The 13,680-nt window shown below is 46.8% G+C and carries 14 protein-coding genes and 2 pseudogenes; 7 read left to right on the top strand and 9 right to left on the bottom strand.

Annotated elements, in window-relative coordinates:
* Together PPOP_RS24020 and PPOP_RS25825 are read left to right on the top strand one after the other, a co-directional pair.
* On the top strand, positions 1-202 hold a 202-nt coding region (locus tag PPOP_RS24020), incomplete at its 5' end, for a hypothetical protein (protein WP_234399730.1).
* Positions 203-464: 262 nt separating this feature from the next.
* Positions 465-686, top strand: a complete 222-nt coding sequence (locus PPOP_RS25825) for a transposase (protein ID WP_093471011.1) — start codon at positions 465-467, stop codon at positions 684-686.
* A gap of 1,125 nt (positions 687-1,811) precedes the next feature.
* On the opposite strand, the pseudogene PPOP_RS24015 reads toward PPOP_RS25825, so the two are convergent.
* The 8 genes and pseudogenes from PPOP_RS24015 to PPOP_RS21795 all read right to left on the bottom strand — a co-directional run.
* Positions 1,812-1,943, bottom strand: a pseudogene (locus PPOP_RS24015) (IS256 family transposase); the annotation flags it as partial.
* A 232-nt stretch (positions 1,944-2,175) separates the two neighbouring features.
* The gene (locus PPOP_RS07940; RefSeq protein ID WP_006285660.1) at positions 2,176-2,586 is read right to left on the bottom strand and encodes an RDD family protein; all 411 of its coding nucleotides are present in this window, start codon (positions 2,584-2,586) and stop codon (positions 2,176-2,178) included.
* Positions 2,587-2,624: 38 nt separating this feature from the next.
* Positions 2,625-3,563 (bottom strand): signal peptide peptidase SppA, encoded by a 939-nt coding sequence (sppA, locus tag PPOP_RS07935; protein WP_006285659.1) that lies wholly within the window; start codon positions 3,561-3,563, stop codon positions 2,625-2,627.
* A 219-nt stretch (positions 3,564-3,782) separates the two neighbouring features.
* Positions 3,783-4,895: a serine hydrolase gene (locus PPOP_RS07930; protein WP_006285658.1), complete on the bottom strand. Its 1,113-nt coding sequence runs from the start codon at positions 4,893-4,895 to the stop codon at positions 3,783-3,785.
* A complete protein-coding gene (locus PPOP_RS07925) occupies positions 4,892-6,268 on the bottom strand; it encodes a DCC1-like thiol-disulfide oxidoreductase family protein (RefSeq protein WP_042227893.1) in 1,377 nt (458 codons plus the stop codon). Before PPOP_RS07925 ends, PPOP_RS07930 begins: the two co-directional genes overlap by 4 nt.
* Positions 6,249-6,935: a DUF5819 family protein gene (locus PPOP_RS07920; RefSeq protein WP_234399729.1), complete on the bottom strand. Its 687-nt coding sequence runs from the start codon at positions 6,933-6,935 to the stop codon at positions 6,249-6,251. Before PPOP_RS07920 ends, PPOP_RS07925 begins: the two co-directional genes overlap by 20 nt.
* Positions 6,936-7,016: 81 nt before the next feature.
* The gene (locus tag PPOP_RS07915; RefSeq protein ID WP_006285656.1) at positions 7,017-7,313 is read right to left on the bottom strand and encodes a hypothetical protein; all 297 of its coding nucleotides are present in this window, start codon (positions 7,311-7,313) and stop codon (positions 7,017-7,019) included.
* Positions 7,314-7,462: 149 nt separating this feature from the next.
* Positions 7,463-7,633, bottom strand: coding sequence for a hypothetical protein (locus tag PPOP_RS21795; RefSeq protein ID WP_159101821.1), 171 nt, complete (start codon positions 7,631-7,633; stop codon positions 7,463-7,465).
* Positions 7,634-8,310: 677 nt separating this feature from the next.
* On the opposite strand from PPOP_RS21795, the pseudogene PPOP_RS07905 reads away from it, so the two are divergent.
* From PPOP_RS07905 to PPOP_RS07900, 3 genes and pseudogenes are all read left to right on the top strand, one after another.
* Positions 8,311-8,888 (top strand): annotated as a pseudogene (locus PPOP_RS07905) (ATP-binding cassette domain-containing protein); the annotation flags it as partial.
* 5 nt (positions 8,889-8,893) lie between these two features.
* Entirely contained in the window at positions 8,894-9,214 is a 321-nt protein-coding gene (locus PPOP_RS25820; RefSeq protein ID WP_422730630.1) for an ABC-2 transporter permease, read from the top strand.
* Between the two features lie 388 nt (positions 9,215-9,602).
* Positions 9,603-9,884 carry a hypothetical protein gene (locus PPOP_RS07900; RefSeq protein WP_042227890.1) on the top strand — a complete coding sequence of 94 codons (282 nt, stop codon included), beginning with the start codon at positions 9,603-9,605 and terminating at the stop codon, positions 9,882-9,884.
* Positions 9,885-9,912: 28 nt separating this feature from the next.
* On the opposite strand, the gene PPOP_RS07895 is transcribed toward PPOP_RS07900, so the two are convergent.
* Entirely contained in the window at positions 9,913-10,662 is a 750-nt protein-coding gene (locus PPOP_RS07895) for an IclR family transcriptional regulator (RefSeq protein ID WP_006285650.1), read from the bottom strand.
* 369 nt (positions 10,663-11,031) lie between these two features.
* Between PPOP_RS07895 and PPOP_RS07890 the strand changes: the two genes are divergently transcribed.
* Both PPOP_RS07890 and PPOP_RS07885 read left to right on the top strand, forming a co-directional pair.
* Positions 11,032-12,054: an alpha/beta hydrolase gene (locus tag PPOP_RS07890; protein WP_006285649.1), complete on the top strand. Its 1,023-nt coding sequence runs from the start codon at positions 11,032-11,034 to the stop codon at positions 12,052-12,054.
* 134 nt (positions 12,055-12,188) lie between these two features.
* On the top strand, positions 12,189-13,676 hold the full coding sequence (locus PPOP_RS07885; RefSeq protein WP_006285648.1) for a Fe-Mn family superoxide dismutase: 1,488 nt from the start codon (positions 12,189-12,191) through the stop codon (positions 13,674-13,676).
* The last annotated feature ends 4 nt before the right edge of the window (positions 13,677-13,680 follow it).

Here is a 13,680-nt window from a genome sequence, read left to right as displayed (position 1 = left end):
TGATCAATCAACGACCACGAAAATGTTTGGGCTGGAAGACTGCTCACGAATCCTTCTCAGAAGAACTGTCGCACTTGGCTTGACAATCCGTCTCTTGAATATGGAAGCATGCCTGTTGTTGAAGGCTGTTAAAAATCGCCATATCCTTTCGTTATATTACATGATCATATTTGGTTTTTCATTATTTTTTATGAATATATGAGCAATATTAGGAAAGTCCTTCTTGAGCTTTCTCTCGAAAAGGCTTTCATTGTGCTTGGAAATGCCATTCAAACCCAAATCCGCCTTTAGATGTGTTGAGACCCAGCTACAGATAGCAGCGCCTTCAAACCGTATGCAATTCCCCCGGATCTCATCCAGGATGACTCTCTTCCGCCATACAATGGCGTATATCATCTTTGTAAGGCCGCTTCTGACCGAGCAGTTCAAGCAGGCGTAGCATAGCAAAAAGGGCATCCACGCCGATGCGATTGGATGCCCCTTATTATTCATCCCGCAGAGAGCCGGGATTTATGCTGATTTACTTCCACCAAAGTGCACCTCAAGGTGGTCGTATGGCCAAGGACTACCGTATGATGTTGAATGCCATGCTATGGGTCGCTAGAAGTGGAGCGCCATGGCGAGAGCTGCCCGCTCATGGAAAACGGTATACACTCGTTTCCGTCGCTGGGAGAGGGCGGGAATAGGGGATGAAACCGTGATGCAGGCATGTAATGGAACACTTTCGCATGCAAGTCGATCGTGGCATTGAGCTTCTGCCTGTGCCCTGATGATGTCCGCTTGATGTTCGCTTCCACTCGTTACCAAATACAAATCTTCTTCCGGAGTCCCACCTTGACGCCGAACAAGGGGTCCTGGGATCCATGGCGGAGGAACGTCTTTGTCGTTTGCTCCGCCCCCATCGCTTCTAGCTTCTTTAATAATGTCTTCTACGATTATGCACTTCTCACTTCTCCGGGCGGAATAATTATGAATGTATTATATTATCATGCCGTCAAAAAATAGGCCTTTACAGAAATTAGGAGGGGTGCTACTATCATAAGCGTCCACTTTTTTATGTTGCCATTTTATGACTGTTATTGTCCCAGCATAATAGAGATATTTTCTTGTGGACGCCAGTTATGACCTAGGGGCGCGTCTTCGCTCCCTTGCCTTATTCCAGCAGTGATTCTTGATTTCATCATTACGGTACGATTTGATTAGCTGGCCAGCTTTCAAATATATTAATTGATTCATGGAGGGCTCATTGATGATACGTATTAAGAAGAACATAAACAAATCATTATTGGCACTATTGTCCGTACCTATTCTTAGCTTGCCCTTATTTTCCGGGGTGTCCTTCGCTGGATCCGAAACCAGATCGTTAACAGGAAATCAAGGCGACTATCAGAACAATTATCCGTACCTGTCCTCAGCTTATCCTTATTTTTCGGGGTATTCTTCGCCGGGTTACCAACCATATTTCACGGGGTATCCTTCACTGGGCTACCAACCATATTCCCCGGGGTGTCCTTCGCCGGGCTACCAACCATATTCCCTGGGGTGTCCTTCGCCAGGTTACCAACCATATTCCCCGGGATGTCCTTCGCCAGGTTACCAACCAAATTTCCCGGGGTATCCTTCGCTGGTTCCCACACCATCGCTAGATGAAGATGTGGAACTAATTGACCCGGTAACAGTAAAGCAGAATCCGAATCCAACTCGTTAACGATTGCGGGAGATCCGGGCAATTTAACGCGTCAACAATTTTGTGTAATTTGTATAAATGAAAATATCCTTCTCTTGTAGAAGATGTGCTGCTCTCTCGCGCTGAACGTAGATTGGAGTTCAGCGCGAGCTTGATCGAAGCCAAGGTGACAACGAGTAGCGAAGCGCTGGTTATAGCCTTCGAAGCTGTGGTACTAAGAACTTCTAATCGCTTTTTCACGCGGAAATTGTTCTTTTGACAAGATACCCTAAAATCAGACCAATAACCCAGGATAATAACACTCTTCCGTGTTTCTCGGTCCTTTCACTTACGATCACATCAATGAAGTAAACCAAAAGCAACAAGGCAACTCGCAGAGTCACATAAATAAATGGAAAGGCAACCCCGCATAACAAAGCTAACATCGAAATGAGCCAAACGATCTGTTTATTCATAACAACACCTCAGGTTTTATTCTGCTCTATACGCTATGCTTTTTCCCATACAACATACATATTTCCTAATTTGTCATGCAAGGATTGCTTTTGTGGATCAAGAGCAATGAGCAATATACCGGTGAACACGAACATAATGGATAAAAACTTTCCGATTACTTCACGTAACAAAACCTCCTCCCAAGCTATTTTGTGATGTTGTTTCGGTACAATTTTGATACCGACAACCATTTTTCCAAATGTTTGTCCGAAAAGATACGTGAGAATAAAAAAGTAAAAACAAAACAAGCATGTTTTACCTATAATAATATAAAAATCATTATTTTGATGATATAGTAAAATATCAAAAATGAGATAAAGTAGTGGTGCTACGAACGCCATATCTAATAAAAAAGCGATCAATCTTACCCAAAAACCGGCATAAGTTCCTTGTTGAATCTCCAATGCTTTTCCCCTCCAGCGAGTTTTGAAGTACCGTTTTTCTACTTAACCATATATAAAATTCGAGGCGTTGAATTCTCGAATGTTGCTTTTATCTCCTGAATCTGCCGCTCAAGTGTAGACACGGGAGAAGCAGCTACGGAAAGCAAGCCTGTAAAAAAAGATGACTTCCTTTCGTATTGAACAAGTTTGCAATGATGTAAACCCAACTTCTTCTTGACATAATTCGTCGCATCCTCTACATTCCCCATTTCATCTACCAGTCCTAAAGATTTCGCTTGGGTACCGGAAAAGACTCGTCCGTCCGCTAGCTTAACTACTGTGCTGCGATCCAGGTTTCTGTTGTTGATAATGATATTGACAAATTGCTCATAGCTTTCGTTCACAATACTTTGATAGATGTGTTTTGTTTCTTGAGTAAATTCAGACAATGGATTACCCATACTTTTATACTCTCCCGTACGAATGTTAATTTCATGGTAGCCGATTTTATCCGCCAGTTCTTTATAATTCGAAAAACTCATAATAACCCCTATGCTCCCCGTTACCGTGAGCGGATTCGCAAATATTTTATGTGCGGGCGTCGAGATGTAGTAACCTCCGGAAGCGGCAATCGAGCCCATACTAACCGCGACTACTTTTCCTGACTTTTTAGCTTGAATGATTTTTTGGTAGATGTGATCGGATGTCACCACGTCTCCGCCAGGTGTATTTACAGCTAGTACAATCCCTTTCACCTGGGGATCTTCGATGGCTGCGTCAAGCTGCAATAATACACTTTGTCGTGTTTCATCAAGCTCAGGTGAAATAACGCCTTCGACAAAAATTTGGGCAATTTTCGTACTGCCGCCTCCTTCGACTACACGTTCCGTCCACAAATGATTCGTTTCCATCGTGCTATTTGTCGAAAGATAAACGAATAACGAACTGAATGACATAATGACTATCGCTAGCACTGCAATAACTTGCTTGTTGTTCATGATTTCGCCTCTTTTCCTACCCAAAAAGAATCCGCTGGTTATAGATATCATTTCTCTTCAACAAATTTCCATTGAACATAAGTGGGATCGACGTTGTATCATCATATTCCCTGTAGGTGCCTTTCATCGCTTGAGATGGCGCATAAAACAAGCGGAACAACAACTGCTTTGGTAACAAGAAACAGCAATGGCATCAGCTCCTCCGCGATTGAGCGTAGGTTAGGGGGCCAGCGTGTCCGCCACTTTTGGTCGGAAAGCGGTATCAACTAAAAATTTGTGTAAAAACAAATTGATTTTTTTATTTAGCCACATTTCATCCACCTCGGAAAAATCATGGAAAAACAGCGCCAAATCAAATGTATTTCCATCGATATCCTTGCTAAATAAAGCATCGTTATATATGGAAATCGTTGAACCTCCTTTGCTGCCCAAATAAGAGAACTTCGAATGAGGAGATAACTTGCGGTTCATGATTGTTCTTACCGTCTCGCAAATTTGAGCTGTACATAGCCCATCCCCAAGGTGAAGCCTCTTCATTACCGTTGCATAATCTTTTGTCGTGGAGCACGGTAGTTTACAGGACATGATTCGTTGCAACCTTAGATTTGCACGGATAAAACGATGAAACGCAGCGCTTCGTTCTGTAGGGGATGCATGCGTAAGGAAATGATGAATGTCTTGAGCATGCTCCATATACTCTTTGTAGGGCATCTGTTTGATTCTGTTGTTGAGCTCTTTCCTTTTCCATTTTTCTTTCTCTTTCATATAAAATGGCAATAAAAACGATGAAGACAAGAAGAATAGTGGATCATGGTAATCCAATTGCAACTGCTCGATGGTCCGATTGATATTATCTAAGCCTAAATAGTCAATCAGATATTCCATATTCGCATTTGAGCTGAATGCTATCATTCCACAGACAACTTCATGGATGGACACGCAGCCATCGGACGCCGCTTGGCTAGGCAGAGATGTTAGCCATGAGGGATGAGCATTTCCATCCGTATTGGGAATGTAGTACTTGTCAAGGTGATTTAAGGGCACGCTCTCGTTTGCGTCTATCTTATTCGATGTCACCTGTTTGGCATATTCAATCGCAATCATAATTTTAACCGTACTTGCTAGCGGCATGTTACGGTGAGATTGATAGTCGATGAATGTATTTCCATTTACATAAGCATACATAGAGGCTTTGTCGGGGTTATTTTTAATAAATGCCAAAACATGCTCTTCTGTCTTTTTTTCATCCCGTTTTTTTAGTGCTGCCGCCCGGCCGAAATACGCGGTCACCATGACAACAATGGCAATGGCTGCGATATAAAGATAGGTCACCGTTCACACCCCTTCCCGTCACAAAATGTTGGTAAGTCAACCCTGCACACATTGTCATGGCAATGGGCAACAGGGACAAGTTTTCTTCTTGAAGCAACATAGTCATATAGAAGTCCGCCCATTCCAAGCTTGCTTGACACGATAAAGACAGGAACAAAAAGCCAGAGCGGAAGCAGTCGTTTACAAATCTGTATGACAGCATCAATTCCTTTATGCTGTAAGCTAGCGTTGACGTAACGCGCACTGTGCATCCTTTTCTCGACTTCAGCCTGGTCAAGGTCATACCGCTCGATCACGCTTGGATCACGAAAGTTGGTGCATACGAGCAAGCGGAAATAATCCATTCTTTTACATCTGGCCATCATGCCTTGGCACAACGGGCACCAGCCATCGTAAAAAACAATCACTCGCTGCGCTTGAAAATACCGATAGCCGATCGCTCTGCTTCGACGCAAAAAATAAAGCTGTACCTTTCGTTTTATTCTTATGGCACTTCTATACATGTTCTTGTATTCTTCATCAGTAAACACAAGAAATTCCATCACAATCATAATCAAAGAAAAGGTGAGTAAGCCCATTCCTATGCCAATACCAAGATGAAACGCGACCATTCCGCCAACCATAAACGGTTTTACTATTTTATTCATGATGGTGAATGGAAAAGCGATTTTCATAATGATGCTTGCATAGGTGAAGAGGATAATTGCCCATAAATAGCTATCCACCATATCGCGCAGAATCGGCCTGCTAAATTCATCCACTTGCGCGATGTAGTACATAGCGGTCCCATTTTGCCAAAGTTCGCCCATGATTTGGTACAACGCCGAGATAAAATATACGAAACATAGCTGAATGATGCAAAAGAGAATTGCAAAATTATGTAAAATGGAAGAAAACTGGTACTTGAACGTGTGCTTCCGATTCTCCTTAAATACTTGAAACTTGTGCGCATCCAATGAAAAATAGGCTGTACCATTTGCAAAAAGCAAAAAAAATAAACAAATAGCGAGAAGATTATCGCCCCCATCACTGATGTGAAGCATTCGATTGTAAATCGAATAGAAAAAAACAAAATTAAGTATATTAAATAATCTACCTTTGTATCTTATTAAATACACGAACGTAATGACAACGCCTACATGATAGACGAAATCAAAATAGAGCAGGGAATCACTCCAGTTATACAGGGAAAAAACAAACCTTTTAAACTCGTCACTGTACGCATTTATGCCCGAGTTTGTCCACAGGAAATGCCTTTGGTTATAATGAATCAAATAGTTATATAAGAGGATGATGCCTATAGCGATACGAAGCAAACTAGCTCCGATTAAAAACCGCTCTTTAGCTACAAAATCACGGAAACGCGAGCACATCTTCCTCCACCCTCTTCCAGTCATAAATGTATCTGTTTTCTTTCGGCTTGTACTTTCCTTCATTGCGCTTAGAATAAGGCACCACGTCGGTTACTGAGGTCATAAACTGCACCTTTGTAGGCTTCTGATCGCCCAATACTTTTTTGACATAGGATGAAGCATATCGGTATAAGGCCTGGGTAGATTCTTCTTTCTGTAATTCATCTTCTTTCTCTAGCAAGGTGAGATCCCCTTTTGTTTCTACCTTTTTTTGATGCAGCTTAAGTGAAAGATCGTCTTTGCCACCGAGTTGTAAGCGATGCATGTATCCCGTTCCGATACGTATTATCCGATTATAAGGAGAGAAGAGCATCTCATCATTTTTCGCAATAAGACTAGAAGAGACGTCGAACCATTCCGTTTGTTTTACCTGTTGATCCATCGTATCTGTGTATTTCCCCCTTACATAAATTTTAAAATTTACCGTCATCGGGGTTGGTGCGAACAGATGCCAATTTTGCTGAAAAAAAGGATTTATATAGGGCATAATATAAGGCTGCAGTTTAACGGAAATGGGATTCACCGGACCTACATGCAATAGGATGATAAAAAAATGGAATGGGAGATAAAGAGATAATAATATAATCGTTGTATGTAAAGTCCACTTTTTGAGAAGTATCCGGTTCAAAAGCAATCCCTCCATATCCATAATCGGAGCGGACAGGAGACCAAAAGTAAGGTGTACTCAAGCATCCTGTCCGACGAATTACTATTTATCAAAAATTTGTTCTATGGCAGAATCCTGGCTAGTGTGAACAACGGCACCCGCAAACATTGATGCACTTCGCATTGCTTTGGCAACTGATGGTATTACGAGTCTGATTATACCCCCCGCCATAACTTCTGGAGTTACTGATGTACTGCTCTGGAGACTCGCTTTCACTACTTGTTCGCTAACTGCTACAGGTGCAACTTCATTCCCTGTAGTTACAGAGCCATGAATGGTTGCCGCACCAAATGCAATAATACCTAACGACAAACATAGAACCATCCATTTCTTCCTCACTCAAATTCCTCCTTATGTTTTTTTGATAATATGAATCATTTCACGCAAACTTTGTTCATTACTCTCGAAATAGTAGGATGGATAAATTTTACATCAAGTATTTTATATTGTCAATAATTAGTGGTATATTTCGTATATTAGTATACATTCTATAAATATGAAGACAGCCTAATGCCCTGCTCAATCATTTTTTGCAGCTGCGCGTTGTTGAGCGACTCCACGCAGATGTCATCCGGCATATCGCCCGAAGCGGGCATGACCTTGACCTTGTCCTCGATTGTCGTCGGCGTCGGCATTCCGCATAGTGTCAGCCCACACACGCGAAAAAGGCTGCCCAAGAGTCAGGGCGTTTCGCTTAGATTCATCGTCAAAACGGGCCGGTCAAGGGTTCATCCCTGACCGGCCCGCTTGTTGATGTCCTCCGCCGCACAGCACGGCGTTGGAGGCGGTTATAAGTAGTCTGTAGATCTGTCATTATCTATATCATCACCATACCTATACCTATACCTATACCTATACCTATACCTATACCTATTCGTATTCCCTGGCCTCAGAGCATGGTTGCCTTTAAGCATATAAAGGAGCTGTCCTAAAAACAATCATGGCTTTTCACCTACTGGTAACCCGTGTCCAACATTTTGGAAGGCTATTTGACATTGCGTTTGCCAATGTACAGCGGATCTCCAGGAACTACGCGATCTAACACGCTTGCGAAAAAAACGGTCGGGAACCTGAAGGCCTAGAAAAATTGCATCCAGAAGGTGCTGGAAGCTTCCAATGTCAAGTTGAGTAATGTCATTTCAGATGTGTTCGATGTATCCGGATGCAATCTTAATTGTGACATTTGTCTCCACAGGCAATCTTGAATTGCTTAGAGACTCAAAGCGCCGTCTTGTCGAACAAAAAATGCAGGACATGATACAAAGTGCAATATCGTTGAATATCAGCAAAGATGAACTACATGCAATGATGGATATTTTGTATGAGGAGGATTGAAATGAATCGGATTTTAGAGGTATCCGGCTTGAATAAGTCGTATGGGGATTTTTCTCTTGAAGATATAACTTTCTCATTGCCGGAAGGTTGCATTACTGGATTTATTGGCGTCAATGGTGCAGGTAAAACCACTACGTTGCGCTCTTTTGGGACTGAGCAAAAAGGCTTCTGGCAGTATCAAATTGTTCGGGACTGAAATGGAGCGCCATGAGCGCGACCTAAAAAATCGGATTGGCATTGTTCTCGATGACGGCTATTTTTATGATGAACTCACAATGACAGAAATGAAAAATGTAATTGCCTCTGCCTATAGTTCATGGAGTGAACAGGACTATAAGAGTTACATGAGCCGTTTTTCGCTTGATCCTAAACAAAAAATCAATACGCTGTCAAAAGGTATGCGTATGAAATATGCTCTGGCACTTGCACTTTCTCACAAAGCAGAGCTTCTTATTATGGACGAACCAACCAGCGGTCTTGACCCGCTGATTCGTAGCCAGCTACTAACTATTCTGACTGATTACATGAACGAGGGCAGCAAGCGTTTTCTTTTCAACGCACATTACTTCTGACCTTGAGTCGCCATTCAGATACCGCCCTTTATGCTGTGGCGTGCTCCTGAATTTGCAGGCTCCATGAGCTTTTTGCTCTCCGTGATATTCTCTGTATTCATGCTCTTACAGTATGTTTCCATGAAAGAATATCAATACCCCAAAGCATCGACTTTCCTTTGTGCTATTCCTTATCCGCGCAGCGCACTTGTTCAATCAAAATACGGATTTTGTGTTTTCATCTATGCTGTCTGCTGTGTGGTTTATTGGATTGAAACGCTTGTGTTTCCGAACTTAGGGAGCTTTAGCTTCGAAATGGCGTTGGTTGTTTTTTTGGCATTTCCATATTTCTAGCATGACCTATGCAGTTCAAGACACTAATTGGTAATCAGTCAACACTATAAAAGTGTCTACAATATTTCGATAAATATCAAAAAAACAACTTGACTTTTCAAAATAGACACTATAATTGCGAAGGACACCTTTTTTTACAGGGTATATCTTCAGATTATGGGGTGGGTCACCAATGTCAGCATTGCAAAAACCGAAGTTTAGAGAATGGAATCACGGCGAGTGTGCGGGAGCGCCCATTCTGAAGAGTCTCTGGGATCGATTCGACTTCTCCCTGTTACTCACTCAATCCGGCATTATGAAACGCAATGGAACGCCATCTTGGCTTATTTGCTTCCTCTAAGTCGTCGGTCTCGTTTCCAATTGCTCTTCCGTTGCCCAGATGGCACAATTGGCCGACAAAGATGCATTGCTGAAAGTCATGTTTCAGCCTTGGAAACTTGCACAGTACACTTTAAGCCGCTTTTTAACGAAAGGCTTTGCATGGACAACGTTTGGAAAAAAACGTATTGAGCGCTTGCAGCAAGATTCCTTACCTGTGTGGGCAACGAATCTGGTTGTCCTGCAGGCGGTTTTGAAAAGCGGATTGGAGTATCCGTTGATTTACCGTATTTGGCACAAGCCTGAAACGAAAGGAGAAGATCTTACCAAAATTGATTTGGCTACCCGCTGACAGGACAGACTTTTTGCATTACGGCGCCTTATCCGATTGAGCGCAGCATCGTTGCCATCCGGCGGGCGGCCTCTGTCAGTTGCGGCGCATACACCTCCAGCGTCTTGATCGACATCCGGCTAACCGGGCCGGAGACCGACAATGCAGCGGCCAGCCGACCGCTGCGGTCGAATATCGGGACCGAGACCGCAGCCGCTCCCGGCTCGCGCTCCTCGATGCTTACCGCGTACCCTTGTCGCCGGACCTCTTCCAGTTGCTGCATACACGCCTCGCTATCGACACTGGGCGGCCAGAAGGCATCCCGAAGCGCCGCTTCGCGTTCGGCCGGATCGGCGAAGGCGAGCAACACCTTGCTCGACGCGCCAACGAACAGCGGCAGCCGTGCCCCGACCGGGGCCACCCGCCGAATCGCCTGATTGCTCTGGACCGCCTGTATGCGAATCCGGTCCGAGCCGTCGCGCACATACAGACTGACCGTCTCGCCCAGTCGATCACGCAGCGCCTCCATCTCGGGAAGCAGCAGTTGGGCGGCGTCGCCGACCTGCGTCAGGTTCGCAGACAGCTCCCATACCCGATAGCCGAGGCGATACTTGTCGCCGTTACGCAGCACGAAGCCGCGATCCTCCAGCGTCGCCAACAGCCGGTGCACGGTGCTCTTATTCAAGTGGACCCGATCGGCCAGCTCGGTCAAGCTCATCTCATACTGCTCCGTGAAGCACATCAAAATATCGAGCGCCCGTTCCACGGCACGGACGGTTAATTTTCCACGTTCCTCCACGTCATCTCCCGCTTTCGTTCCATTGAGTGAAACTATCTTACATCTAATATAACTCCCTTTTTCGATGACGTAAAGGGACGGGACGCCGATCGTCTCCCAAACAAACGTCCCTGATTTCGACAATTTTTACACCCGGATTGCAATGTTACGACACAATTACAAACACCTTACAAATCACGCACGATTATTGACGTCATGCAGCTCGCAGCCTACGATAGTAGTACCTTTCGGGACCAATGAAATGCTTTCGCCATGAAGCTAATTTGGCCCTAACCAAAACTTTGGTTCCAGTTAATGTAGATTTATGTCGATACCTCGCTTTGCGAGCGTTTCTCCCTTTTCCCCCACATCTGGAAGGAGGTCGTACCTATGAGCACACCTGTCGTCACATCACCCGCACTTCAACCGGAATGGATCGGGCCCTCAGGTCTGGCGCCTGCGGGCACACGCCGCATCCGCCTGAAGCATATCGTGATCGCCTTGTCCTTGTCAACGGTGTTCGCCGCTTCGGTCATCTTCCTCGCTCTGCACGGCGTTATCGCCTGGATGTTCGCGAATCCGCAGGTGCCTCCGCTCTTCTCCAATCCGATGGAGGCCAAGGGAATGCTTTACGAGACGGTGACCTTTCCGGCGGCCGACGGCCACACGCTCGTCGATGGCTGGTATATTCCTTCGAACTCCGCTTCGCCGCGCACCATCATTTTCAGCCATGGCTATGGCGCGAACCGCGAAGAATATTGGGTGCCGATGTACGATCTGGCCCAATTCGCCCATAGGCTTGACTATAACGTCATCATGTTCGATTACGGCTTCGCCTCGGAGCAGCACAAGACAACCGCCACCGGGGGCAAGCTGGAGAAGGATCAGTTGCTTGGCGCCGTGAACCTAGCCAAGGAACGGGGAGCCTCCCACGTCGTCGTCTGGGGCTTCTCCATGGGAGCCGGCACCGCCCTCCAGGCGGCGCTGATGACCGAGGACATCGACGCAATGATTCTGGATAGCACCTTCCTGCTGGAGCCGGATACGCTATACCACAATCTGAAGCAGTACGTGCCGATTCCGAAGCATCCGTCGCTCGATCTGCTGCGTTTCTTCTTCCCGGCGCTGAACGGCACCAGCCTGGCGCAGATCCCGTACAACGATGTGAAGGCAACCAGCTACGAAATGCCGACGCTTATCATCCACGGAACCGCGGATACGAAGGCGCCGTACGAGGTTGCCGAGCAGATTGCGGCTCGACAGAGCAACAAGCTGTCGGAATCCTGGATCGTACCCAATGGGCAGCATGAGCTTATCTACCGCACGCACTGCAAAGACTACCTCGGCAAAGCCGCCGCATTTCTAAGCGCAGCCTACCACGCCGATGCCGCATTGATGATTGCCCGCCCGTAAGCCTTATGGCTTGCGGTTTTTTGCGCCTCGTCGGCGCAGCGGGAGAGAAGCATAGGCCAAGCTGTCGGTGGAATAGGCTAGATACCAGAGGTCACAGATGCGAGCCTCATTGACATGTAAAGGAGGAACGCTCGTTGGAGTACATATATGGGTCACTGATGCCCGTCCGCGTGCTGGAGGAGATCGTATTTTGGAAAAAACAAGAGCGGGAGCACGTCGAGGTCATTCTCGCCATCGTGCCGCAACTTGAGCCGGAATATGTTCAAGTGCTCCGGGAATGGGAGCACGTCTTCACCAAGACCGAGGAAGCGGCCTCGGCCTGGCTCCAGTTCATTCTATCGCAAGGGGGAAGCCCCCCTTCCGAGATGATGCACCAGATCGAGCTGCTGCTCAAGGCATCCGTCTATCAATCCGGGCAGTTCGTGAAGCAACTGGAGACGATGAAGCAGTATAGCCGTGCCGTGCAGAGCGTGCCGCTCGCCCCGATCGTATTCGATCATATCGCCAGTGAATCCGTCTATTTCCTGAACGTCGTGCACGCTCTGAAAGACAGGCCGCTATCTTCCTACGCTTCGCCGGACGTACCGGGGGCGCATGCCGTGCAGCCAAAGGCGTTCATCCACGAAGCCCCGCCGCTCGCCAGCGGCAGCAGCTCCTGCTCCCCAGCGGAAGCGGAATCTCCCTTGACCGCCTATGATAGTGAAGCCGAGAAGGGCTCCTACGGACCGGCGGCAACGGCAGCGCAATCGCCTGCTGCGGGCATTCTGGCTTACATCGGTTCGGGTCAGACGCACCAGACAGCCCATGCAGCCCAGACGGTTCAGACGGTGCAACCGGTTCCGGAACACGGCGAAGCCCGGAACACGCGTGAAGACACCTCATTCAGCAGTACACCGTACCGGGAGCCGTCGTATGCTCCGCCGGGTGGATGGCCGCCCGGCCACCTTCAGCAGCAGCCGCTCGTACCAGAGTACTATTTGCGGGGGGAGCTGGACTCCGTTCCGATCGGCGGCCACACGCTGCCACCTTTGCCCTATCCATATGACGCATTGGAGCCGTATATTGACGAGACAACGATGCGGGTACATCACGACAAGCACCATCAGAGCTATGTCGACGGCTTGAACCAGGCCGAGCACGCATTGGCGGAAGCGCGGCGCACCGGCCGCTTCGATCTGGTGAAGCACTGGGAGAATGAGCTTGCGTTCCACGGAGCAGGCCACTATTTACACACGATTTTCTGGAATACGATGAATCCGGTGGGCGGCGACCAGCCGACCGGGGAACTGCTCGACCAGATTACACGTGATTTCGGAAGCTTCAAGGCGTTCAAAATGCATTTCTCCAAGGCAGCGGAGAAGGTGGAGGGCGGCGGCTGGACGATTCTGGTCTGGAGCCCGCGCAGCCGCCGCCTGGAGATTTTGCAGGCGGAGAAGCATCAGAATCTGTCCCAGTGGGACGTCATCCCGCTCCTTCCGATCGACGTATGGGAGCACGCCTACTATTTGAAGCACAAGAACGAACGGGCCAAATATATCGAAGATTGGTGGCATGTCGTCAACTGGCCTGCGGTCGATGAACGGTTCCAAGCGGCACGCATCCTGGTATGGAAGCCGTATTGATATC

The sequence above is a fragment of the Paenibacillus popilliae ATCC 14706 genome, from assembly GCF_000315235.1.
GTDB lineage: Bacteria > Bacillota > Bacilli > Paenibacillales > Paenibacillaceae > Paenibacillus_B > Paenibacillus_B popilliae.
Note: the sequence above shows the minus strand (reverse complement) of the source record. Positions and strands in the feature narration are given on the sequence as shown.